The organism is Dankookia sp. P2, from assembly GCF_050632255.1.
GTDB lineage: Bacteria > Pseudomonadota > Alphaproteobacteria > Acetobacterales > Acetobacteraceae > Paracraurococcus.
In genome coordinates, this window is record NZ_CP192581.1 from 6,261,295 (window position 1) to 6,283,176 (window position 21,882).

At 72.4% G+C, this 21,882-nt stretch carries 18 protein-coding genes, 2 tRNA genes and 5 pseudogenes; 10 read left to right on the forward strand and 15 right to left on the reverse strand.

Going from position 1 to position 21,882, the window contains the following annotated elements:
• Positions 1-263 precede the first annotated feature (263 nt).
• On the forward strand, positions 264-1,541 hold the full coding sequence (locus ACQ86J_RS37305; RefSeq protein ID WP_431269440.1) for a hypothetical protein: 1,278 nt from the start codon (positions 264-266) through the stop codon (positions 1,539-1,541).
• Positions 1,542-1,680: 139 nt separating this feature from the next.
• On the opposite strand, the pseudogene ACQ86J_RS37310 reads toward ACQ86J_RS37305, so the two are convergent.
• The 10 genes and pseudogenes from ACQ86J_RS37310 to phnG all read right to left on the reverse strand — a co-directional run bounded on the left by ACQ86J_RS37310 (position 1,681) and on the right by phnG (position 9,813).
• A pseudogene (locus ACQ86J_RS37310) lies at positions 1,681-3,465 on the reverse strand (gamma-glutamyltransferase family protein).
• A gap of 86 nt (positions 3,466-3,551) precedes the next feature.
• On the reverse strand, positions 3,552-4,217 hold the full coding sequence (locus tag ACQ86J_RS37315) for a DUF1045 domain-containing protein (protein WP_431269441.1): 666 nt from the start codon (positions 4,215-4,217) through the stop codon (positions 3,552-3,554).
• Positions 4,214-5,353 (reverse strand): alpha-D-ribose 1-methylphosphonate 5-triphosphate diphosphatase, encoded by a 1,140-nt coding sequence (locus ACQ86J_RS37320; RefSeq protein ID WP_431269442.1) that lies wholly within the window; start codon positions 5,351-5,353, stop codon positions 4,214-4,216. Before ACQ86J_RS37320 ends, ACQ86J_RS37315 begins: the two co-directional genes overlap by 4 nt.
• A 97-nt stretch (positions 5,354-5,450) precedes the next feature.
• Positions 5,451-6,068 (reverse strand): annotated as a pseudogene (phnL, locus tag ACQ86J_RS37325) (phosphonate C-P lyase system protein PhnL); the annotation flags it as partial.
• Positions 6,065-6,493 carry an ATP-binding cassette domain-containing protein gene (locus tag ACQ86J_RS37330; protein ID WP_431269443.1) on the reverse strand — a complete coding sequence of 143 codons (429 nt, stop codon included), beginning with the start codon at positions 6,491-6,493 and terminating at the stop codon, positions 6,065-6,067. The pseudogene phnL and the gene ACQ86J_RS37330, both read right to left, overlap by 4 nt.
• A gap of 118 nt (positions 6,494-6,611) precedes the next feature.
• Positions 6,612-6,752, reverse strand: a pseudogene (locus tag ACQ86J_RS37335) (ATP-binding cassette domain-containing protein); the annotation flags it as partial.
• An 84-nt stretch (positions 6,753-6,836) separates the two neighbouring features.
• Positions 6,837-7,687 (reverse strand): annotated as a pseudogene (locus ACQ86J_RS37340) (alpha-D-ribose 1-methylphosphonate 5-phosphate C-P-lyase PhnJ).
• Entirely contained in the window at positions 7,684-8,802 is a 1,119-nt protein-coding gene (locus tag ACQ86J_RS37345; protein ID WP_431269444.1) for a carbon-phosphorus lyase complex subunit PhnI, read from the reverse strand. The pseudogene ACQ86J_RS37340 and the gene ACQ86J_RS37345 overlap by 4 nt, the downstream one beginning before the upstream one ends.
• Complete coding sequence (gene phnH, locus ACQ86J_RS37350) at positions 8,762-9,340, reverse strand: phosphonate C-P lyase system protein PhnH (RefSeq protein WP_431269445.1); 579 nt, start codon at positions 9,338-9,340, stop codon at positions 8,762-8,764. Before phnH ends, ACQ86J_RS37345 begins: the two co-directional genes overlap by 41 nt.
• Positions 9,337-9,813: a phosphonate C-P lyase system protein PhnG gene (gene phnG, locus ACQ86J_RS37355; RefSeq protein WP_431269446.1), complete on the reverse strand. Its 477-nt coding sequence runs from the start codon at positions 9,811-9,813 to the stop codon at positions 9,337-9,339. Before phnG ends, phnH begins: the two co-directional genes overlap by 4 nt.
• A gap of 78 nt (positions 9,814-9,891) precedes the next feature.
• Between phnG and phnF the strand changes: the two genes are divergently transcribed.
• From phnF to ACQ86J_RS37370, 3 genes are read left to right on the forward strand one after another with little or no spacing between them, the layout of a single operon-like run.
• The gene (gene phnF / locus ACQ86J_RS37360) at positions 9,892-10,659 is read left to right on the forward strand and encodes a phosphonate metabolism transcriptional regulator PhnF (RefSeq protein ID WP_431269447.1); all 768 of its coding nucleotides are present in this window, start codon (positions 9,892-9,894) and stop codon (positions 10,657-10,659) included.
• A 2-nt stretch (positions 10,660-10,661) separates the two neighbouring features.
• The gene (locus tag ACQ86J_RS37365; RefSeq protein ID WP_431269448.1) at positions 10,662-11,333 is read left to right on the forward strand and encodes a hypothetical protein; all 672 of its coding nucleotides are present in this window, start codon (positions 10,662-10,664) and stop codon (positions 11,331-11,333) included.
• Positions 11,327-11,806 (forward strand): hypothetical protein, encoded by a 480-nt coding sequence (locus ACQ86J_RS37370; protein ID WP_431269449.1) that lies wholly within the window; start codon positions 11,327-11,329, stop codon positions 11,804-11,806. Before ACQ86J_RS37365 ends, ACQ86J_RS37370 begins: the two co-directional genes overlap by 7 nt.
• Before the next feature lie 140 nt (positions 11,807-11,946).
• Here the strand turns inward: ACQ86J_RS37370 and ACQ86J_RS37375 are convergent, their stop codons facing one another.
• From ACQ86J_RS37375 to ACQ86J_RS37395, 5 genes are all read right to left on the reverse strand, one after another.
• Positions 11,947-14,064: a molybdopterin-containing oxidoreductase family protein gene (locus ACQ86J_RS37375; protein ID WP_431269450.1), complete on the reverse strand. Its 2,118-nt coding sequence runs from the start codon at positions 14,062-14,064 to the stop codon at positions 11,947-11,949.
• A 57-nt stretch (positions 14,065-14,121) separates the two neighbouring features.
• Positions 14,122-14,700: a hypothetical protein gene (locus ACQ86J_RS37380; protein WP_431269451.1), complete on the reverse strand. Its 579-nt coding sequence runs from the start codon at positions 14,698-14,700 to the stop codon at positions 14,122-14,124.
• Complete coding sequence (locus ACQ86J_RS37385; RefSeq protein ID WP_431269452.1) at positions 14,697-15,773, reverse strand: hypothetical protein; 1,077 nt, start codon at positions 15,771-15,773, stop codon at positions 14,697-14,699. Before ACQ86J_RS37385 ends, ACQ86J_RS37380 begins: the two co-directional genes overlap by 4 nt.
• 76 nt (positions 15,774-15,849) lie before the next feature.
• A tRNA-Asn gene (locus ACQ86J_RS37390) sits at positions 15,850-15,924 on the reverse strand.
• 70 nt (positions 15,925-15,994) lie between these two features.
• Positions 15,995-16,068, reverse strand: a tRNA-Cys gene (locus ACQ86J_RS37395).
• Positions 16,069-16,210: 142 nt separating this feature from the next.
• Here ACQ86J_RS37395 and ACQ86J_RS37400 point away from each other — a divergent pair.
• The 6 genes and pseudogenes from ACQ86J_RS37400 to ACQ86J_RS37425 all read left to right on the forward strand — a co-directional run bounded on the left by ACQ86J_RS37400 (position 16,211) and on the right by ACQ86J_RS37425 (position 21,877).
• Positions 16,211-16,405, forward strand: a complete 195-nt coding sequence (locus ACQ86J_RS37400) for a hypothetical protein (protein WP_431269453.1) — start codon at positions 16,211-16,213, stop codon at positions 16,403-16,405.
• Positions 16,387-16,866 (forward strand): protein-L-isoaspartate O-methyltransferase family protein, encoded by a 480-nt coding sequence (locus ACQ86J_RS37405; RefSeq protein ID WP_431269454.1) that lies wholly within the window; start codon positions 16,387-16,389, stop codon positions 16,864-16,866. Before ACQ86J_RS37400 ends, ACQ86J_RS37405 begins: the two co-directional genes overlap by 19 nt.
• Positions 16,867-17,131: 265 nt before the next feature.
• The gene (locus ACQ86J_RS37410; protein ID WP_431269455.1) at positions 17,132-18,541 is read left to right on the forward strand and encodes a TolC family outer membrane protein; all 1,410 of its coding nucleotides are present in this window, start codon (positions 17,132-17,134) and stop codon (positions 18,539-18,541) included.
• A complete protein-coding gene (locus ACQ86J_RS37415; protein ID WP_431269456.1) occupies positions 18,541-18,732 on the forward strand; it encodes a hypothetical protein in 192 nt (63 codons plus the stop codon). Before ACQ86J_RS37410 ends, ACQ86J_RS37415 begins: the two co-directional genes overlap by 1 nt.
• Before the next feature lie 8 nt (positions 18,733-18,740).
• Complete coding sequence (locus ACQ86J_RS37420) at positions 18,741-19,121, forward strand: DUF2497 domain-containing protein (protein ID WP_431269457.1); 381 nt, start codon at positions 18,741-18,743, stop codon at positions 19,119-19,121.
• Positions 19,122-19,173: 52 nt separating this feature from the next.
• Positions 19,174-21,877, forward strand: a pseudogene (locus ACQ86J_RS37425) (valine--tRNA ligase).
• Positions 21,878-21,882 lie beyond the last annotated feature (5 nt).

A 21,882-nucleotide genomic window follows, 5' to 3' on the forward strand; every position in this document is an offset into this window, starting at 1 on the left:
GGGTTTCGGACAAAGCCCGGCCGCGCCACCGGCATCCCGCCCTTCGGACAAAGGCTCGGGGCCCGCGACGCGGCGATGGGGCCGTCGGTCGGTCCTGGCGGCAATGCTGGGCATGGCGGTCATCCCCTGGTGCGGCGAGGCAGCCTATCAGAGGCGAGGTCACGGATCAAGAATATTATCCTAAGAACAGGGCAACTGCCTTGCCGGCTTCGCTGCCGCGCCCGGTACCTTTCCTCCCCGATATGCAAGGGGGTAGACGCCACATGCTGACCGACCGCTACGGCCTTGCCCTCGACACCGCCTCCGCTGCCGCGCGGGATGCCTATGTCGCCGGCGCCGAACGGCTGCTCAGCATGTATCCCGGCGCCGAGGCACTGTTCGACGCCGCCATCGCCGCCGATCCCGGCTTCGGCCTGGCCCGCGTGGCCCGTGCCCGCGCCTTCCAGATGGCCGAGGACTCCGCCGGCACCCGTGCCGCGCTCGACGCCGCGGCCACCACCGCTTTGGCGCCGCGCGCCGCCGGCCAGGCACGCGTCTTCCGGCTGATGCTGGAGGGCGAGCCGCAGGCGGCGCTCGCAGCGGTGCGGGCGCATCTGGCGGAATGGCCCTGCGACGCGCTGGTGCTGAGCACCACGGCCAACCAGACCGGGCTGATCGGCCTCTCCGGCCTGGCGAGGCGGGAGCAGGACCTGGCCGAACTGCTCGACCGCCTGGCGCCGCATTACGGCGAGGACTGGTGGTTCGGCGCGCATCACGGGATGGCGCTGTCCGAGGTGGGGGAGGCGGCGCGGGCGCGACGGATCCTCGAGGCCTCCTACGCCGCCAATCCGCGCAACGGCTACATCGCCCACAGCATCGGCCACCTGCATTACGAGACCGGCGACCATGCCGGCGCCGTCGCCTTCCTGCGCGGCTGGCTGCCCGGCTATCCCAGGGCCGGGCGGCTGCACGGCCACCTGCACTGGCACCTCGCCCTCAGCGAGCTGCAGGCCGGCAACGTCGAGGAAGGCTTCCGGCTCTATGCCGAGGCCTTCGCGGCGGAGGAATACCACGCCCCGGCCCGGCTCAAGCTGACGGATGGCGCCGCCTTCCTCTGGCGGGCCGAGCTCGCCGGGCATCCGCGCGACCCCGATCGCTGGCGCGCCCTGCACGACTTCGCCCTGAAGGTTGCGCCGCGGCCGGGGATGCCGCTGGCCGACTGGCACGTGGCGCTGACCCAGGCGGTGCTCGGCGACGGCGAGGGACTGGCGGCGCGGGCGGAGGCCATGGCGGCGATGACCGCTGCCGGCCGCTATCCCGCCGGCCCGGCGATCACGGCGCTGGGCCGCGCCTTCGCCGCCATGGTGCGGCAGGATTTCGACGTGGCGATCGAGGCCATCCTGCCGGTGCTGCCGGAGCGCGAGCGGGTCGGCGGCAGCCGGGCGCAGGTCGACCTGGTGGAGGCGACGCTGCTGAAGGCCTATCTCGGCGCCGGGCGGCTCGAGGAGATGCGGGGGCTGCTGGCGGCACGGCGGCCCAGCGCGGCAGCGCTGCCGGTCTGAGAGGGGAGAGGGCCGGGGAGAAGGTATTCTCCCCGGACCCCTCATCTATTTCTATGAGTCGGCACCTTCCGCGTGGCGGCAGCCAGACCCACAAAAGGAAGGGTGGGGCTTGGGGAGGGAATACTTTTCCCTCCCCAACCTACCTGCCGACCGCGTAGCCCTGCATGCCGCGGGGATTGGCCCCGGCGAAGATCTGCCCATCGGTTTCCAGCCGCGCGCCGGTCAGCCGGCCCTCCGACCACTCGCCGCCCATCTCCGCCGCATGGCCGCGCGTGGTCAGGTCAGCGAGCACCTCCGGCGCGAAGCGGCCCTCGATCACCACCTTGCCGGGGCGGGCGCCGCGCGGCCAGAAGCTGCTGATCCAGTGCTCGGAATGGAAGCTCGGCAGGTCGATCGCCTGCTGGATGTTGAAGCGGTGGTCGACCATCCGCATCAGCATGATCGGCTGCCACTGGTCCTGCTGCTCGCCGCCCGGGGTGCCGAAGCTCATCCAGGGCTTGCCGTCGCGCAGCACCATGCTGGGCGAGAGCGTGGTGCGGGGCCGCTTGCCGGGCTGAAGGCCGTTCGGTAGCGACTCGTCCAGCCAGAACATCTGGCAGCGCGACCCCAGGCAGAAGCCGAGTCCGGGGATCGCCGGCGAGCTCTGCAGCCAGCCGGCCGAGGGCGTCGCGCTGACGAAATTGCTCCCAACGGTCGATCACGTCGATATGGCAGGTATCGCCGCCCGAGGCCCCGAGCCGCGACACCGTCGGCTCCCCGTGCCGGCCGCCGCCGCCATGTCGCGGGCGCGGCGCAGGGCCGCCGGGTAGTCGGTGCGCGGTGTCCGCCCCTCGGGCGAGCCCGGGCGCCAGTCGTTGTTCGCGGTCGCGCTGATCAGTCTGCGGCGCTCGGCCGTGTAGGCGTCGGACAGCAGCGCCCCCATCGGCACGTCGGTGAAGTTGGGATCGCCGTAATAGGCCTCGCGGTCGGCGTAGGAGAGCTTCATCGCCTCCACCACCGTATGGACGAACTCGGCGCCGACCGGGTCCATGGCGCCGATGTCGAAGCCTTCCAGCAGGGCGAGCGTCTGCAGCATGGCCGGCCCTTGGCTCCAGGGGCCGCATTTCAGCACGGTGTGGCCGCGATAGTCGTGCGTCAGCGGCGTCTCCACGCCCGCGCGCCAGCCGGCCATGTCGTCGCCCGTCAGCAGCGCGGTGTGGCGGCGGCCGGAGGTGTCGAGCGCCTCGAAGCTGCGGCCGAAGGAGTCGATCGCCTCGGCGACGAAGCCGCCATACCAGGCATTCCGCGCCGCATCGATCTGCGCGACGCGGTCGGGGCCGGCCGCCTCGGCCTCCCGCACCACCCGGGCATAGGTCTCGGCGAGTTCCGGGTTGGTGTAGAGCTCGCCCGGCTTCGGCCCGCCAGCGCGGAGCCAGAGCGCGGCGCTGCTCGGCCAGGCGCTCTCGAACAGCGGCCGCACCGTCTCGAGCGTCGCCGAGACCCGCGGCACCACATGCGCGCCGCGCGCGGCATAGCCGATGGCGTATTCGAGCACGTCGCGGAGCTTCCAGGTGCCGTGGTCGCGCAGTATCAGCGCCCAGGCATCGAAGGCGCCGGGGATCGGCGCGCAGAGGAAGCCGGTGCCGGGCACGATATCCAGCCCGAGCGACTGCATCTTCCCGACCGTCATGGCCTTCGGCGCCGGCCCCTGGCCGCAGATCACCTGCTGGGTGCCGAGCGCGGCGCTGTGCAGGATGATCGGGCAGTCGCCGCCCGGGCCGTTCAGGTGCGGCTCGACGATCTGCAGGGTGAAGCCGGCCGCCGCCGCGGCGTCGAAGGCGTTGCCGCCGCGCTCCAGCACCGACATCCCGACCTGGGAGGCGATCCAATGGGTGGTGGCGACGGCCCCGAAGGTGCCGGCGATCTCGGGGCGGGTGGTGAACATGGGGCAGGCTCCGCGGGACGCTTCCGGGCGGGATTGGCGCAGCCCCGGGCCCGCTGGTCAACCGCCCAGCGGCAGGCGCTCGGCGATCAGGAAGGGGCGCCGGCCGCCGCCTGGGTGAAGAGGCAGATCGCCGTGACCCGGCGAGGCCGGGCCGGGGCATCGCCGAGGAAATCGGTGACCGCCGGCAGCACCACGGCCTTCTCGGCCGGCGTCAGCCGCCGGGTCAGGGTGACGTGGAAGCGCCATTCCTCGAAGACATAGGGGTAGCCCCAGCGGTCCAGCAGCGCCTCCTGCCGCGGGCTGAGCCCGGACCTGCGCCGCCGCGCGAGCTCGGCCTCGGCGGGCGGGGCGCGGCAGGGGTCGAGCGCCTCGACGCAGGCATCGGCCAGGTCGCGCAAGCCGGGGCAGGGCGCCGATTCGCGCAGCGCGAGGAAGCCCTGCAGGTCCTGCACCGCCAGCGGCGGCAGGTCGAAGGGCGCCAGCCGCGCCGCCAGCGCCGCGGCCGCCGCGACCGCTTCCGCCCAGGACAGGGCGAGGCGGAAGGGCGGCTTCAGCGTCGCGTGCAGGCCGTAGCCGCGCGGGTCGGCGGTGAGCTCGGCGATATCGAGCCCGGGCAGCTTCGGCTGCGGCAGCGGCGCGCCGGTCTCGGCATCCCGGCCCAGCCAGGCCGAGCCGAGCGCATGCAAGGGGTCATCCAAATCGGGCGCCCAGTAGAGCGCCAGCCGGGCCTCCGGCCGCGGCGCGCCGATCACGCGACGCGCTCCCCGGCACGCCAGACCTGGCGGACGAAGGGCAGGTCGCCGATGGCAGCGACCCGGGCGAGGTCGGCGCGCAGCCCGTCCTCCAGCCGGCCGCGATCGGCCAGCCGCACCATCCGCGCCGGGGCATCGGTCAGCATGGCGACCGCCGCCGGCAGGCTGATCCCGGTCTCGGTCACGGATCGCCAGGCGGCCTCGACCAGCGCGGCCGGGACATAGTCGCTGGCCAGGGCGTCCACCGTGCCGGCGCGGATCATCGCGGCCGCCGAGACATTGCCGGAATGGCTGCCGCCGCGGACGATATTGGGCGCGCCTGCGATCACCCCGACACCGATCCGCTTCGCCTCGGTCGCGGCTTCCATGACGACGGGGAATTCGCTGATGCGGATGCCGTCCTCGGCATTCTGCGCCACGGCCTCGGCGCTGTCGTCGTCATGCGAGGCGAGCGGCAGGTCGCGATGCGCGAGGCGGCGCAGCAGCCAGCGCCGCTGCGGCTCCCGCAGCCGGGCGCGCTGCTCCAGCAGCGCCTCGATCCGCGTGGTCACCTCGGCCTCCGAGAGCTGCATCTGCCGCTGCCGCATGGCGCGGTAGCGGGCGATGTCGCGGTACTGGCCGACGCCCGGCGAATGGTCCATCAGGCTGGCCATCAGCACCCGCGGATGGTCGGCGACCGGGTCGAGCGCCTGCGGCATGTCCTGCGCCGGCAGCTCGCAGCGGAGGTGGAGGAAATGCTCCGCCTTCAGCAGCCCGGTATCCCCCAGCGCATCGAGGTCGCGCACGCCGTCGAGGAAGGTCTGGCCGCGCCCGGCATCGAAGCCGAGATCGCCAAGGCAGAGCGCGTCCAGCACCGTGGTCACGCCGGCCGCGGCGCATTGGGCGTCATGTGCCAGCATGGCGGACCGGCTCGGCCAGCGGGCATTGGCGCGCGGCAGCACCTGGCGTTCCAGGTTGTCGGTATGCACGTCGACCACGCCCGGGATCAGGTGGTCGCCCTCGAGGTCCTCGGCGGCGCTGAGATGGCTGCGGCCGGGCTGGACCTCGGCGATCCGGTCGCCGCGGAGGAGGATGGTGCCCGCGATCACCTCCGCCGGCAGGACCAGACGGGCGTTGGTGAGGATGGTTTCCTTCATGCCGCAGCCCCGCGGCCGCGGTATCTGACATCATGGGGGTGACCTCGAACAGCCGGTCGGCGACCCGGTCGCGGACCTCGGTGTCATGGAAGATGCCGATGATGGCGGCGCCGGCGCGCTTGGCCTCCTCGATCAGCCCGATGACCACGGCGCGGTTGCCCGCGTCAAGGCTGGCGGTGGGCTCGTCCAGCAACAGCACCGGATAGTGCGGCGCGAAGCCGCGCGCGAGGTTCACCCGCTGCTGCTCGCCGCCCGAGAAGGTGGCCGGCGGCAAGCCATGCAGCCGGGTCGGCAGGTTCAGCCGGGCGAGCAGCGCGGCGGCGCGGGCGCGGGCCGCCTCCCGCGGCAGGCCGCGCGCGGCGAGCGGCTCGGCGACGATGTCGAGGGTCGGCACGCGCGGGATCACCCGCAGGAACTGCGAGACGTAGCCGAGCGTGTCGCACCGGACCTCCCGCACCAGCCGCGGGTCTGCGGCGGCGAGGTCCATTACCGTGTCCCGGTGGCGGAGCAGGATGCGCCCCTCGCCGGCGCCGTAATTGCCGTAGAGGCAGCGCATCAGCGTGGACTTCCCGGCCCCCGAGGCCCCGGCCAGCGCGACGCATTCGCCCGGCTGGACTTCCAGTTCGACCCCGCGCAGCACCGGGATGTGCGTGCCGCCCTGGAGATGGAGGGTGAAGCCCTTGCCGAGGCCTTCGGTCCGCAGCGCCCAGCTCATGCCGCCAGCACCGAGGCGACCAGCAACTGGGTGTATTCGTGCTGCGGGTCGTCCAGCACCCGGTCGGTCAGGCCTTCCTCCACCACCCGGCCCTGGCGCATCACCAGCATGCGGTGCGCCAGCAGCCGCGCGGCCGCGATGTCGTGCGTCACCAGCAGCACGGCGAGGCCGAGATCGGCGACGAGCGCCCGGATCAGGTCGAGCAGCCGGGCCTGGACCGAGACGTCGAGCCCGCCGGTCGGCTCATCCATGAAGACGAGGCGGGGATGCGTCACCAGGGTGCGGGCGATCTGCAGCCGTTGCTGCATCCCGCCGGAGAAGGTGCGGGGCAAGCCGTCGATCCGGGCCGGGTCGATCTCGACCCGCTGCAGCCACTCGACCGCCTCGGCGCGGATCGCGCCGTAGTGGCGGGCGCCGGTCGCCATCAGTCGCTCGCCGATATTGCCGCCGGCGGAGACGCCAAGGCGCAGCCCATCGCGCGGATCTCTGATGGACGAAGCCCCAGTCGGTGCGGTGCAGCCGGCGCATCGCCGCTTCCGGCATGGACTCGATTGCATGGATGGCGCCGGCCGGGTCGCGATAGAGCACTTCGCCCGCATCCGGCCGCAGCAGTCCGGACAGGACGCGCAGCAGCGTGGTCTTGCCGGAGCCGGATTCTGCCGACGATGGCGACCACCTCGCCAGGCCAGATCGAGAGCGCGACGCCGTCGAGCGCCGCGACCGGGCCGTAGCGCAGCGAGAGGCCTCTGGCCTCGAGCAGCGGCGCGCTCATTCCGCGGCCTCCCGCGCGCCCTGGCGGGTTGTGCAATAGTCGGTGTCGGAGCAGACGAACATCCGGCCGCCCGCATCGTCGGTCACCACCTCGTCCAGGTAGCTGGTGCGGCTGCCGCAGAGTTCGCAGGTGGCATCGGCGCGGATCGGCTCGAAGGGATGGTCCTCGAAGTCGAGGCTGCGGACCGCGGTATAGGGCGGCACGGCATAGATCCGCTTCTCGCGCCCGGCGCCGAAGAGCTGCAACGCCGGCATGCGGTGCAGCTTCGGATTGTCGAAGGCGGGGATGGGGGAGGGCGACATCAGGTAGCGGTCGTTGACCATGACCGGGTAGTTGTAGGAGGTCGCGATATGGCCGTGCCGGGCGATGTCCTCATACAGCTTCACATGCATCAGGCTGTAATCGGCCAGCGCGTGCATCCGCTTCGTCTCCGCCACGCGCGGCTCCAGGCGGAACAGCGGCTCCGGCATCGGCACCTGGTAGACCAGCACCTGGCCCTCGCGCAGCGGCGTCTCGGGGATGCGGTGGCGAGTCTGGATGATGGTCGCCGCCTCGGTCCGCTCCGTGGTGGCGACCCCGCGACGCGGGCGAAGAAGCGGCGGATGGAGACGGCGTTGGTGGTGTCGTCGGCACCCTGGTCGATGACCTTCAGCGTGTCGGACGGGCCGATCACGGCCGCCGTCACCTGGATTCCGCCGGTGCCCCAGCCATAGGGCAGCGGCATCTCGCGGCTGCCGAAGGGTACCTGGTGGCCGGGGATCGCCACCGCCTTCAGCAGGGCGCGGCGGATCATCCGCTTGGTGTTCTCGTCGAGGTAGCCGAAGTTGTAACCCGCGGCGGCCGTCATTCCGCGGCCTCCCGCAGCGCCGTCGCGCGCAGTTGGCGGATCTTCTCCAGCTCCGACTGGAAGTCGACGTAGTGTGGCAGCTTCAGGTGCTCGACGAAGCCGGTCGCCTCCACGTTGTCGCAGTGGTACAGCACGAATTCCTGGCTCTGCGCGGGTGAGTCGGCATCCTCGCCAAGCTCGGCGCCGCGCAGCGCGCGATCGACCAGCGCCATCGCCATCGCCTTCCGCTCGGCATGGCCGAAGACCAGCCCGTAGCCGCGCGTGGATTGCGGCGGCTCGGTCTTCGATCCGGCGAACTGGTTGACCATCTGGCATTCCGTGACGGTGAGGTCGCCGATCTCGATGGCGAAGCCGAGCTCGGGCGGGGTGATCTCGACCGCGACCTCGCCCATGCGAATTTCGCCGACGAAGGGATGCGCGTTGCCGTAGCCGCGCTGGGTGGAATAGCCGAGCGCCAGCAGGAAGCCCTCGTCGCCACGGGCCAGAGCCTGCAGCCGCAGCGGGCGTTCGGCCGGGAAGGCGAGCGGCTCGCGCGTCAGGTCGGGCGGCGGGGCGTCGGACCCCGCCTCGGCCTGCATCAGCCCTTCCTGCGCGAGGATGCCGGTGACCCGCGGCATCGTCGCCGTCTCGGCCGCAGCCTGCGGCGCGGGACGCGGCGGCTCGCCGGCGGCGGCCAGCGCGAAGTCCAGCAGCCGGTGGGTATAGTCGAAGGTCGGGCCAAGCAACTGGCCGCCCGGCAGGTCCTTGTAGGTGGCGCTGATCCGGCGCCGGATGCGCATCGCCCCGGTGTCCAGCGGCTCGCTCGCGGCGAAGCGGGGCAGGGTGGTGCGGTAGGCGCGCAGCAGAAAGGCGGCCTCGATCAGGTCGCCGCGCGCCTGCTTGATGGCGAGCGCGGCGAGGCCGCGGTCGTAGCAGGCGCCCTCCGCCATCACCCGGTCCACCGCCAGGCCGAGCTGCTCACCGATCTGCTCGACCGTCAGCTCCGGCAGGGCGGGATCGCCGCGGCGTTCCTCGGCCAGCCAGGCATGCGCGGCGTCGATCGCCGCCTCGCCCCCTTGACCGCGACATAGGCCATCAGCCGATCTCCAGGGCGGTGGTGCGGGGCAAGGCGGCAAGCCGGTCGCCGGCGCAGAGGATGAGGTCCACGCCGCAGGGGAAGCGCGCGCGGTTGGCCTGCCATTCGGCGGTGAATCCCTCGGGCAGGCCGGTCGCGCGCAGATGGTGTGCCCGCTCGATGCCCGGCCCGGTCAAACGCCAGCCGGCGCCTTCCTCCAGCCCCGCGACCTGGATGATCAGCGTGGCGGAGCGGTGCGGCTCCTCCTCGGTGCCCTGGGCAAGGTCGCGCAGCGCAGGCGGCGGGCCGCTTGCCAGCAGGAAGGCGGCCTCCGCGGGGGTGGCGACGATCGGGGCACCGGCATGGAAGCGCAGCCAGGCTCCGGCCGCCACACCCGCGTCCAGCCAGACCGGGGTGTCCGCATCCGCCAGCGTCAGCAGGACCGCCGCTGCCGCCCGCCCCAGCGGCGCCGGTAGCTCCGGCAGTCCGGGCAGGCGGTGCACCCGGCCGGGGCGGGACATGGCGTCCAGCACGGCGCGGAAGCAGGCTTGGGCGTCCAGCACCGGATCGGCGAAGCCGGCGGACAGGGTGGCGGTCATCGCATGGTCGCCATGGTGAAGAACTGCACCCGCGTGGCCGCGGCCTTGGCGGCGTCCTGCGCGGCCCGGGCGGCCTGGACCGCGGCCAGCGGCTCGATCATCGTGGCCAGCAACGCGGCTTGGCGTCCGGGATCCTGCAGCGCCGCGTCGATCAGGGCGGCGAGCTCCGCCTGCCTGGCATCCCGGCCGGCGGCATAGGCATGGCCGACCGTGCCGTCCTCAAGCCTGACGCTGCAGCGGGTCACCGTGACCTCGCCGAGGTTGAAGGGCGCGCCGTCGCCGCCCTGGCGGCCGCGGGCCATGACCAGCCCGGTCTCCGGCCCGCGCAGCCGGCGATGCGGCGGCAGGGGCGGGGCGGATTCCAGCAGGGCGTCGAGCTCGGCACGGCTCGCCCGTGCCAGGATGCCCATCCAGCGGCGCCGTGCGGCGATCGCGGTCGGGGCGGGGTTCGGCGGTTCGGCTGCCAGGCTCATGAATTCGTCTATAAAGGTCTAGACAAGTAGATGTCCAGCCAGATATCCAGCAGCCATGTGCCATGGCAGGCTGCGCCCATGCTTGAAACTTCCATGACAGGCGCGGAGGCCCCGGCCGGCGCCGCACCGCTCGCGCGCGGCCAGGGCGTCGCGCTCTGGCGGCAGATCGTCGGCGCGCTGGAGGCGCAGATCGGTACCGGTGGCCTGACGCCCGGCACGCGGCTGCCGACCGAAGCCGAGCTTTCCGCCCGCTTCGCCGTCAATCGCCACACCGTCCGCCGGGCGATGGAGGAGTTGCAGGTGCGCGGCCTCGTGCGGATCGAGCAGGGGCGCGGCAGCTTCGTCGCCGAGGACGTGCTGGACTATCCGCTCGGCCCGCGCACCCGCTTTTCCGAGACCATACGCCGGCAGAACCGCGAGCCGCAGGGGCGCATCCTGCGGCTGGAGGAGATCGACGCCGATGGACAGGTGGCGGAGGCGCTGAAGCTGCGGCGCAACCGGCCCGTGGTGATCGCCGAGCGGCTCGGCCTGGTCGACGGGCGGCCGGTGGTGCTCGGCGCGCACTACTTCTCCGCCGCACGCTTCCCCGGCATCGCCCGGCTGCTGGCCGAGAATCCCTCCGTCACCCATGCGCTGGCGACCCTGGGCGTCGCCGACTACCGGCGGCTGTCGACCCGGATCACCGCCCGCATGCCGACCGCGGAGGAGGCGACCGTGCTGGAGCAGTCCCGCACCCGGCCGGTGCTGGTGACCGAAGCGGTCAACGTGGACAATTCCGGCGAGCCGGTCGAATTGAGCATCGCCTGCTATGCCGCGGGCCGCATGCAGATCCTGGTGGAAAGCTGACGATGGAAGAACAGGGCTGGCGGATTGCCGGCGGCACCACGCTGCTGGACGGGGCGCTGCGCCCGGCGGATCTCGCGCTGGCCGAGGGCCGCATCGCCGAGGCCGCGCCCGGCGCGCGCGTGCTGGATGCGCGGGGCCTGCTGGTGCTACCCGGGTTGGTCGACATCCACGGCGACGCGCATGAGCGCAGCCTGCAGCCGCGGCCGGGCATCGGCTTCCCGGTCGACCTCGCGCTGCGCGACACGGCGACCCAGTTGCTGGGCTGCGGCATCACCACGGCCTATCTCGGCGTGACCTTGTCCTGGGAGCCCGGGCTGCGCTCGCTCGAGACCTGGCGGCTGCTGATGGCGGCGCTGGAGGCGGCGCGGCCGGGCCTCTCGCTCGACCTGCGGGTCCACCTGCGGTTCGAGGCCGACAACCTCGATGCATTGGAGGACGCGCTGGCCGGCATTGCCGCGGGTCGGGTGCATCTGCTCGGCTTCAACGACCACACGCCGTCCATCCTCCGGAAGCTCGGCAGCGAGAAGGAGGTGGCCAAGTATGCCGGCCGCGCCGGCATGGCGCCCCTGAGTTCCGCGCGCTGGCCGAGCGCGTCGCGGCGCGCCGGGGCGAGGTGCCGGCAGCGCGCGAGCGGCTGGCGGCGGCGGCACGGGCGGCGGGCCTGCCCATGCTGAGCCATGACGACGCGACGCTGGAGGACCGCGCGCATTACCGCGGCCATGGCGCCCGCATCTGCGAATTCCCGATGGCCGAGGCGGTCGCCGCCGATGCCCGGGCGCATGGCGAGGCGGTGGTGATGGGCGCGCCCAACGTGGTGCGGGGCGGCAGCCATCTCGGCTGGGCCAGCGCCGCGCCGCTGGCGGAGCGCGGCCTGGTGACGGTGCTGGCCAGCGACTATCACTGGCCGGCGCTGCTGGAGGCGCCCTTCGCCATGGCCAGGCGGGGCCGGATGGACCTGGCGGCGGCCTGGGCGCTGGTCTCGGCCAACCCGGCCGCGGCGGCGGGGCTCGAGGATCGTGGCGCGCTGCGGCCTGGGCTGCGGGGCGATGTGGTGGTGGTCGACCCGGCCGGGCCCGCGGTGGTGGCGGTGTTCAGCGGCGGGCGGCTGGCGCACCTGGCAGCGGCGGGCGCGGCGCGGCTGGGGTAGGAAGATCGGGGAGGAAAAAGCATTTCCTCCCCAAGCCCCACCTTTGCTTTTTATGGGTCTGGCACCCGCCGCGCGGTGGCGGCCGACTCCCAGACATAGATGAGGGGGCCGGGGGAGAATACCTTCTCCCCTGGCCTTGCCTACTCCGCCGCCAAGCCCTCCACCGCCGCCACCGCCGGCCGAACCCAGACCGCCGTGTCATGGAAGACCGCGCCGCCCTTCGGCGGGCCGGGGTCGTCGCTGACCAGCAGGTTGATGCCCATGCCGCCCTCGAAGTCGGCATTCGGCCAGACGCTCTCGACGATGACGACGCCTTCCTGCTGGCCCTCGGCCAGCTTGGCCGTCAGCACCACCTCGCCGCGCGCATTGCCGAGCCGTACCCGGCCGCCGTCTTCGATGCCAAGCCGCTCGGCATCGCGCGGATGCAGCATCACCTTCGGTCGGATCTCCCGCTTCCGCGACCCCGGCGTCTCGGTGAAGGTGGTGTTGAGGAACTGCCGCGCCGGCGCGGTCACCATGCGGAAGGGGTGGTCGTCATCGGCCGCGTCGATCGCCGCCATGTGGTCCGGCAGCTTCGGCATCACCGCGTGGTCCGGGCCAATGGCCGTCCAGTCCGGGGCGAAGTGGGATTTGCCGTCCTTATGGCCGAAGCCGCTGATGAAATGCGACTCGACGAAGCCCGGCTGCACATCCAGCCAGCGCCCGGCGGCGATCGCGTCCCAGCCCGGCCAGCCGGAGGCGCGGAGCGTCCAGTCGGCGATCTCCCGCGCCGTCAGGTCGAAGCCGCGATGTTGGGCGCCGAGGCGCCGCGCCAGGCCCTGCAGCACCTCGTGGTTCGAGCGGCATTCGCCCGGCGGCTCGACCAGCTTGGGGCCGAGCTGGATGTGGCTGTGGCCACCGGCCTGGTAGAGGTCGTCGTGCTCGACGAACATCGTCGCGGGCAGCACGACATCGGCGTATTTCGCCGTCTCGGTCAGGAACTGCTCGTGCACGCAGGTGAAGAGGTCGTCGCGCAGGAAGCCGCGGCGGACCTTCTCGCTGGCCGGTGCCACGACGGCGGGGTTGGTGTTCTGGATCAGCAGGGCGGTCACCGGCGGGCCTTCGCCGAGGTCGCGCCGGTCGCCGGTCAGCACCGCCCCGATGCGGCTCTGGTCGAGGATGCGAATCGCCGGGTCGCGGACGTCATGCCCCTCGATCAGCGACTTGTCCCAGTGATAGATCGCCCGGTTGCTCCAGAAGGCGCCGCCGGCGGGATGCCGCCACTTGCCGGTCACCGTCGGCAGGCAGGTAACGGCATGCAGGGAGGCGGCGCCGTTGCGGCTGCGGGAAAAGCCGTAGCCGCAGCGGATATAGGCCCGCTCGGTCCGTCCGTAGAGCGCGGCGAAGGCCTCGATCTCGGCGACGCTCAGCCCGGTGATGGCGCTGGCCCAGTCGGGGCCGCGCGCCGCCAGATGCGCTTCCAGCTCCGCCGGCGCGTCGGACAGCCGCGCCATGTAGTCGCGGTCGGCATACCCGTCGCGGAAGGCGATGTGCATCACCGCGCAGGCCAGTGCGCCGTCGGTGCCCGGCCGCACCGCCAGGTGCATGTCGGCCGCCGCGGCGGTGCCGGTGCGGTAGGGGTCGACGACGACGAATTTCGCGCCGCGCGCCTTCCGCGCGCGGGTGACATGGGTCATCACGTTGACCTGCGTCGCCACCGGGTTGCCACCCCACATGACGATCAGGTCGGCCTCCGCCATCTCGCGCGGGTCAGGGCCACCATACTTGCCGACACCGGCGATCCAGCCGGCCTCGCAGAGCGCGGTGCAGATGGTGTTGAGCTGGCCGGAATAGCGCATGGCGTGGCGCAGCCGATGGATGCCGTCGCGCTGCACCAGGCCCATGGTGCCGGCGTAGTAGTAGGGCCAGACGGTCTCCGACCCATGCCGTGCGGTGCGCTCGGCGAAGGCGGCGGCGACCCGGTCCAGCGCCTCCTCGAAGCCGATCTCGCGGAACTGGCCGGAGCCCTTGGGGCCGGTCCGCAGCAGCGGGCGGGTCAGGCGGTCGGGGTGGTGCACCCTCTCGGCATAGCGGGCGACCTTCGCGCAGATTACCCCGGCGGTGTAGCTATTGGCCTCGGCGCCGCGGACGGTGCCGATCCCCCGACCGGTGCCGGCAGCGTCGCGTTTCACCTCGATCTCGAGCGCGCAGGTCGAGGGGCAGTCATGCGGGCAGACGCTGCCCTGGAAGTCGCCGCCCGTGCTGCTCGCCGTCGTCATGCCTGCCATTCCACCTCGCCCGAAGCCGGGCACCATAAAGGCGGCAGGGAGGCCCGGCTACCGGTCCTCCGGCCCGCTCCATTCCATCCGCCGCAGGTCGAGCGCGCAAAGCCCGGTGACCCCCCAGGCCCTGGCATAGGCCTCGACCGCGGCGCGGTAGCCGGGGTCGTCCGGGATGCCGTCCGGCCAGTGCGGCGGGTTGAAGGTGGAGATGCCGTTGACGGTGGGGATATGCCGGACGGCGGCGACGATCATCGCCTCGGTATTGTGGTTGTACGGGTCGGCCACCGCCTCGCCGAAGCGACTTTCCGTCCGGGCGGCCGAGACGTAGAAGGCCCGGCAGGCCGCGGGCGGCGGCGGCACCGCGGCCAGCCGGCCCTGCTCGAGCGGCCGGTCGAGGAAGCGCGGCGAATAGCCGTTCAGCTGTTCCAGCAGCAGGACGGTAGCGACGAGCGCCACCGGCAGGCGGCCCCAGCGGCGGGAGGCGAGGAAGGCCAGTGCCAGCAGGATGACCGTCGGCGTGAGGAAAAGCTGGTAGCGCGCCACCACCCGCGGCGCCTTGGCCCCCGGCACATACTGGTAGACCAGCGACCAGGCCGTGACGCCGCCCACCTGAATGGTCAGCAGCCAGGTCACCAGGCTCGCAAGCCCCAGGGCCCGCAGCAGGGCGAGACGCGCGGGGCAGGGCAGGGCTCCGCGCCAGCCAGACCAGCGCCGCCGCATAGCAGGCCAGCAGCAGCGGCGGCAGCCCTGTCATCCGCTCGCTCCAGGCCGGGAAGCCGGGCCGGAAGGCATCGTTCAGCGCCCGGACCAGCCAGCCCCAGAGGAGGTTCTCCTGCCCGACATTGAGCATGTCGAGCGGCTCCGGTGCGTTGCGCACCACATCGGCCCAGGGGTGCATGCCGGTCTCGGCCGCCTTGGGCAGGTACAGCGTCAGGAAGGGCAGGTTCACCAGCACCGCCAGCGCCAGCAGCGCGGCCAGCGGCCAGGCCTGCGTCCGCAGCGCGGCGAACAGCCGGCCGCGTGCGGCGCCGCCGGCCACTGCCAGCCAGGCCAGCAGCAGGGCGCCGCCGAGGAAGGCGCTGTACCAAGCCATGTAGAAGCCGGTCATCAGGCAGGCGGCGAACAGGCCTAGGAACCCGGCGCCCCGGGCGAGCAGGGCGGCGCGCCGCCCTTCCCACAGCGCCCCCAGGGCGGCATGCGCCAGCAGCGCGAGGGCCGGCACGAAGGAGACGCTGAAGAAGCTGCGCGTGGCTGCCGCGGATGAAGAGGTTGTTGCTGATGGTGAAGAGCGCCGCGCCGAGCAGCGCCCAGCCGAAAGGAAGCCCGAAAAGCCGCCGGCCGAGTGCCAGGGTGGCGGCGAATCCGATAGACCTTGTGGCGAGGTTCACCAGCTCGCCCGACAGGAAGGGATCGGCGCCTAGCGCACGGAAGGCGGCATGCAGCAGGCCGAACAGCAGGTAGCCGTCATTGTAGCCGAGCGTCGCCGGCACCGGGAAGAAATAGGCGGTGCGGTCCCAGGGCTCGATTCCGCGCAGCGCATTGTACCAGTGCTCGAGGATCGAGAGCGCGATCACCCCGTCATGCCGGTCGCCGAGCAGCAGGGTGAAGCCGTCGCCAAGCTGGCCGCGGAAGAAGACGCCGAGGCAGAGCGCGCCGCAGACCAGCGCCACGGCCGCCCGTCCCATCGTCCCGTCGCTGCGACTCATGCCGATCCCCCGCTGCACGCAGGCGGAAGACACTGCCGCAGGGCAGCGCCGTCATGGCCGAAATGAGGAGGAAAGATGGCTCCGGCGGTTGGATTCGAACCAACGACCAACGGATTAACAGTCCGCTGCGCTACCGCTGCGCCACGCCGGATCAGCCAAGGGAGCGGGCGTATAGCAGGACCGCCGCGCTTTGTAAGCCCCCGAAAGTCGATTTCCTCTCCTGGAGGTCCGGGGCGGAATTGAACCGCCGTAGCAGGTTTTGCAGACCTGTGCCTGACCACTCGGCCACCGGACCGCCTGAGAGGGCATCGGCCCCCGGGCGTGCGCCTCTTTGGCGCCGCGGCCGGCGGAGGTCAAGCGTGCGCCGCAACACGCCGGCTTGGCGAGGCCGCCCCGCGACCCCTATAAACCCGCGGCCCCGAGAAGGTATCGGCTTCATGGACTATGCGGATGCGCGCAAGCGCATGGTGGACGGACAGCTCCGTCCCAACCGGGTGACCGACCCGCGCGTGCTCGACGCGATGCGCGACCTGCCGCGGGAGGAATTCCTTCCCCCGCCGCCCGGGCGCGCGCCTATTCGGACGAGGACGTGCCCCTGCCGGGCGGCCGGTGCATGGTCTCGCCCATGGTGATCGCGCGGCTGGCCCAGGTCGCCGCGGTGCGGCCGGGCGACCGGGCGCTGGTGGTCTCCTCCGGCACCGGCTACGGCGCCGCGGTGCTGGCCCGTTGCGGCGCGCGGGTCACGGCCCTCGAAACCGACGCGGCCCTGGCGGCGATCGCCGGCCGCGCGCTGGCGGCGACCCTGCCAGCCGGCGCGGTGCGGCTCGAGTCCGGGCGACCTGCCGAGGGCTTCGCTGGCGGCGCGCCCTACGACGTCATCCTGATCGAGGGCGAGGTGCCGGAGATGCCGGCCGCCATCACCGATCAACTGGCCGAAGGCGGCCGGTTGGCGACGGTGCTCGGCAATGGCCGGCGCGGCGGCGTGGCGGTGCTGGCGCGCCGGATCGGCGGCGCGGTCAGCGTGACCCCGGTTTTCGACTGCGCCACCGCCGCCCTGCCGGACTTCCAGCCGGCTCCGGGCTTCGTCTTCTGAAGTATCCCGCCGGGCAGCAGTCCCCGCGGCGGTCATGAAGGGTTCACCCATTTGCCGGCGTCCTGGCCCCGGCATCCCGGCCGGCGGGTGGGCCCGCGGTGCCGGCACATTGCATAGCGTTTCGACGGCCGCGACCGCCCTTGTTCCGCGCGTGCATTGCGGTATGGCATGTCCACGCCGCTCAGCTAGTTTGGGACCTGACTGGCGGCCCCGCCGCGACGGAAGGACATGGCTACGATGACACCGATCTCGCCCGGCCCTGGCGTTGGCCACCGCGCTCCTGGGGCCGGCAGTCCTGTTCCTCGGCACGCCGCAGGCCGCGGCCCAGACCCTGTCCGAGGCGATGGCCCAGGCCTATGCGAGCAACCCCGCGCTGCTCGGCGCGCGCGCCAACCTGCGCGCGGTGGATGAGAACGTGCCACAGGCCCTGGCCGGCTGGCGGCCGAGCGTCAGCGTGAGTGCCTCGGGCGGCCCGCTCGATTCACGGGTGCGGACGCTGGCCCAGGGCTTCGACCCGGAAACCGGCGGCACCTTCGCCTATGGCAGGACCACGCGCATCGAGCGCCAGCTTCTCACCACCCAGCTCACCGTGACCCAGCCGATCTTCCGCGGCGGCCGCACCGTGGCGAGCACCCGCCGGGCCGAGAACCAGGTCCTCGGCCAGCGCGCCCGCCTCCTGCAGCAGGAGCAGCAGGTGATGTCGGACACGGTGAACGCCTTCGTCAACGTCATCCTGTACCAGGAGATCGTCCGGCTGCGGGTGAACAACGAGCAGGTACTGACCGAGCAGCTGCGCGCCACCAACGAACGCTTCCGGGTCGGCGAGATCACCCGCACCGACGTGGCGCAGGCGGAAAGCCGCCTGGCGAATGCCCGCTCGCTCCGCTCGCAGGCCGAAGGCCAGCTGCAGATCGCCCGGGCGACCTACCTGCGCGTGGTCGGTACCCAGCCGGCGCGGCTGGTGGCGCCGCAGCCGTTGCGCCCGCCGGTGGCCAATGCGCAGGAGGCCGGGCTGGCCGCGGCGACCAACAACCCGACGGTAGTCGCCGCGCTGTTCGACGAAGCCGCGGCGCGCGACGCCATCGACGTCCAGATGTCGCAGCTGCTGCCGCAGGTCTCGGTCCAGGGCCAGGCCTTCCGGTCGGACAACTCGACGGCGAACCACACCCGCATCACCGGCGCGCAGGTGCTCGGACAGCTCACCGTGCCGCTGTATCAGGGCGGTGCCGAATATTCCCAGGTCCGCCAGGCGCGGCAGCAGGCGCAGCAGGCGCGGCAGACGGTCGACGACCAGCGCCGCGCCGTGACCCAGTCCGCCACCCAGGCCTGGGAACAGCTGCAAAGCTCCAAGGCGCAGGTCGAGGCGCAGCGGGCGGCGATCCGCGCTTCGGAAATCGCCCTCGACGGCGTGCAGCGGGAGGCCATCGTCGGCAGCCGCACCACCCTCGAGGTGCTGAACCAGGAGCAGGAGCTGCTGGGCAACCGGACCGACCTGGTGCAGGCGCTGGCGACCGTGGTGGCGCAGTCCTACTCCCTGGCCGGCGCGATCGGCCGGTTGACGGCGCAGGACCTGGGCCTCGACGTCGACCCCTACGACATGCGCGCCTACTACAACGCGGTGCGCAACCGTTGGGTTGGGCTGGGCGACTACTCGAACGTCGCGGAGAAGCGCTGATGGCGGAGGAACGGCCGGCCACGCCCGGCGCGGCGCCTGGCGCTCCCGCCGATCCGAGCATGGAGGACATCCTGGCCTCCATCCGCCGCATCCTGAGCGAGGACGAGGCGGGTGCGGCGCCCGCGCCACCGGCCGGCGGCGAGCCCGTCGCGCCCCCGCGGCGGAGGCGGAGGACGAGCCGCTCGACCTGACCGAGGAGATGCTGGTCGCCGCCCCGGCCCCCGCCGCGCCACTGGCCGAGGCCGCCCCGCCCCCGGTCGTGGCCCTGCCGGTCGCGCCGCCCCCGGCGGAGCCGGTGCCCGAGCCCGCCGCCGCGGCGGCGGCTCCGCCGGCCGACGACCGCGCCCTGCTGGGCGCCGCCGCGGCCGCCGCGGCGGCGGCCTCCGTCGGCACCTTGCTGCGCGCGGTCGCCGCCGACCGCTCCAGCCCGGTCCATCGCGGCGGCCCGAGCATCGAGGACGTGGTGCGCGAGGAACTGCGGCCGCTGCTGAAGGAATGGCTGGACGCCCACCTGCCGCCGCTGGTGGAACGCCTGGTCCGGGCCGAGATCGAACGGGTGGTCGGCCGCGGTCTTTCCTGAACCCAGCCTTGCCCCCTTGACGGGGGACAGGCCGCGGAACACGGATGCGCCCATGCTGGACAAGACCCTGACCCCCGGTGCCTTCGAGGCCCGCCTTTACGAAGGCTGGGAGCGCTCGGGCGCCTTCGCCGCCGACCCGGCGAGCAGCGCCGCCCCTTCACCATCATGATCCCGCCGCCCAACGTCACGGGCAGCCTGCATATCGGCCATGCGCTGACCATGACGATCCAGGACACCCTGGTGCGCTGGCGGCGGATGCAGGGCCGCGACGTGCTGTGGCAGCCGGGCACCGACCATGCCGGCATCGCCACCCAGATGGTGGTGGAACGCCTGCTGGCCGCGGAGGGCAACCAGGATCGCCGGTCGATGGGCCGCGAGGCCTTCACCGACCGGGTCTGGCAATGGAAGGCCGAGAGCGGCGGCACGATCACCCAGCAGCTCTCGCCGGCTCGGCGCCAGCCTCGACTGGCCGCGCGAGCGCTTCACCATGGATGAGGGGCTCTCGGTCGCGGTCCGGGAGGTCTTCGTCACCCTGCACAAGCAGGGGCTGATCTACCGCGACCGCAGGCTGGTGAACTGGGACCCCAAGCTGCTGACCGCGATCTCCGACCTCGAGGTCGAGAGCCGCGAGATGAAGGGCAGCCTCTGGTACCTGCGCTACCCGGTGGAGGGCGCGCCCGGCACGTTCATCACGGTGGCCACCACGCGGCCGGAGACCATGCTGGGCGACACCGCCGTCGCGGTGCACCCGGAGGACCCGCGCTTCGCCGCGCTGGTCGGCAGGCGCGTCATCGTGCCGCTGGTCGGCCGGGCCATTCCTGTGGTGGCGGATGCGTATTCCGACCCGGAGAAGGGCACCGGCGCGGTGAAGATCACCCCGGCGCACGACTTCAACGATTTCGAGGTGGGCAAGCGGCACGGCGTGGCGATGCCGACCGTGCTCGACCCCGAGGCGCGGGTCAGCCTGGAGGAGATCGCCGGCGACCTGCGCGCGATCGAGGGCGTCGCCGACCCGGACTTCGTCCGCGGCCTCGCCGGCCAGGACCGCTTCGTCGCCCGCAAGGCGATCGTGGCGAAGCTCGAGGAACTCGGCCTGCTCGAGAAGGTCGAGCCGCATGCCAACCAGGTGCCGCATGGCGACCGCGGCGGCGTGCCGATCGAGCCGCGGCTGACCTGGCAGTGGTACTGCGACGCCGCGACGCTGGCGAAGCCCTGCATCGAGGCGGTCGAGACCGGCCGCATGCGCTTCGTGCCGAAGCAGTGGGAGAACACGTTCTTCGCGTGGATGCGCGACATCCAGCCCTGGTGCGTCTCCCGCCAGCTCTGGTGGGGGCACCAGATCCCCGCCTGGTACGCGCCGGACGGGACGATCTTCGTCGAAAAGACCGAGGAGGAGGCGCGGGCCGCGGCGCGAACCAAGCTCGGCGCGGAGGTCGCGCTGCAGCGCGACCCCGACGTGCTCGACACTTGGTTCAGCAGCGCGCTCTGGCCCTTCAGCACGCTTGGCTGGCCGGAGCGGACCGCCGAGGTCGCGCGCTACTACCCCGGCGACGTGCTGGTGACCGGCTTCGACATCATCTTCTTCTGGGTCGCCCGCATGATGATGATGGGGCAGCACTTCATGGACGGCGAGGTGCCGTTCAAGGACATCTACATCCATGGCCTCGTCCGCGACGAGAAGGGCCAGAAGATGTCGAAGTCCAAGGGCAACGTCATGGACCCGCTGGAGCTGATCGACGCCTATGGCGCGGACGCGCTCCGCTTCACCATCTGCGCGCTGACCGGGCCGGGCCGCGACGTGAAGCTCGGCCGCAAGCGGGTCGAGGACCATCGCAGCTTCATCACCAAGATCTGGAACGCGTCGCGCTTCCTCGAGATGAACGGGGTGGCGCCGAACGCGACCTGGGACCCGGCCTCGGCCCGGGCGCCGCTGGCGCGCTGGATCCTGGACGCGGCGAACCGCGCGGTGGCGGAGGCGACCGCGGCGCTCGAGGCCTACCGCTTCGACGAATATGCCGCAGCCTGCTACCGCTTCGTCTGGAACAGCTATTGCGACTGGTTCATCGAGATTCGCCAAGCCGGTGCTGAACGGCCCGGACGGGGCGGAGAAGGACGAGGTGAAGGGCGCCGCGCAGCATGTGCTCGGCACCATCCTGCGGCTGCTGCACCCGGCGATTCCCTTCGTCACCGAGGAGCTCTGGGACCACTTCGGCTATGGCCCGGACTGCAGCCTGATCCGCGCGCCCTGGCCGGAGGCGGTGCCGGTGACCGGGGCCGAGGCGGCGCGGGAGGAGCTGGACTGGGTGGTGAAGCTCGTCTCCGAGGTCCGCACCGTGCGGGCCGAGATGAATGTCGCACCCTCCATCACCACGCCCCTGCTGCTGCGCGACGCGACGCCGGAAAGCCTGGCGCGGTCGGCGCGCTGGATCGAGGCGATCCGCCGGCTCGGCCGGGTGACGGAGATAGCACCGCTCCAGGGCGACCCGCCGAAGGGCGTGGCTCAGGTCGTGGTCGGCGAGGCGACGGTGATGCTGCCCCTTGAGGGCGTCATCGACTTCGCCGCCGAGCGCGCCCGCCTGGCCAAGGCTCGCGCCGCCGCCGAGGGCGAGATCCGCAAGGTCGAGGCCAAGCTCGGCAACCCCGACTTCATCGCCCGCGCGAAGGAGGAAGTGGTCGAGGAGAACCGCGAGCGCCTCGTCGCCTTCCAGGCCGAGATCGCCCGGCTGGACGCGGCGCTGGCGCGCATCAACGCCTGACCGCG

Coding starts and splice junctions, on each gene's coding strand:
- ACQ86J_RS37305 (WP_431269440.1), top strand. CDS start 264: ATGCTGACCGACCGCTACGGCCTTGCCCTCGACACCGCCTCCGCTGCC.
- ACQ86J_RS37365 (WP_431269448.1), top strand. CDS start 10,662: ATGGAAGAACAGGGCTGGCGGATTGCCGGCGGCACCACGCTGCTGGAC.
- ACQ86J_RS37385 (WP_431269452.1), bottom strand. CDS start 15,773: ATGAGTCGCAGCGACGGGACGATGGGACGGGCGGCCGTGGCGCTGGTC.
- ACQ86J_RS37330 (WP_431269443.1), bottom strand. CDS start 6,493: ATGGCGACCGGCGCCCGCCACTACGGCGCGATCCGCGCCGAGGCGGTC.
- phnF (WP_431269447.1), top strand. CDS start 9,892: ATGCTTGAAACTTCCATGACAGGCGCGGAGGCCCCGGCCGGCGCCGCA.
- phnH (WP_431269445.1), bottom strand. CDS start 9,340: ATGACCGCCACCCTGTCCGCCGGCTTCGCCGATCCGGTGCTGGACGCC.
- ACQ86J_RS37320 (WP_431269442.1), bottom strand. CDS start 5,353: ATGAAGGAAACCATCCTCACCAACGCCCGTCTGGTCCTGCCGGCGGAG.
- ACQ86J_RS37375 (WP_431269450.1), bottom strand. CDS start 14,064: ATGACGACGGCGAGCAGCACGGGCGGCGACTTCCAGGGCAGCGTCTGC.
- ACQ86J_RS37400 (WP_431269453.1), top strand. CDS start 16,211: ATGGACTATGCGGATGCGCGCAAGCGCATGGTGGACGGACAGCTCCGT.
- ACQ86J_RS37405 (WP_431269454.1), top strand. CDS start 16,387: ATGGTCTCGCCCATGGTGATCGCGCGGCTGGCCCAGGTCGCCGCGGTG.
- phnG (WP_431269446.1), bottom strand. CDS start 9,813: ATGAGCCTGGCAGCCGAACCGCCGAACCCCGCCCCGACCGCGATCGCC.
- ACQ86J_RS37370 (WP_431269449.1), top strand. CDS start 11,327: ATGCTGAGCCATGACGACGCGACGCTGGAGGACCGCGCGCATTACCGC.
- ACQ86J_RS37415 (WP_431269456.1), top strand. CDS start 18,541: ATGGCGGAGGAACGGCCGGCCACGCCCGGCGCGGCGCCTGGCGCTCCC.
- ACQ86J_RS37420 (WP_431269457.1), top strand. CDS start 18,741: ATGCTGGTCGCCGCCCCGGCCCCCGCCGCGCCACTGGCCGAGGCCGCC.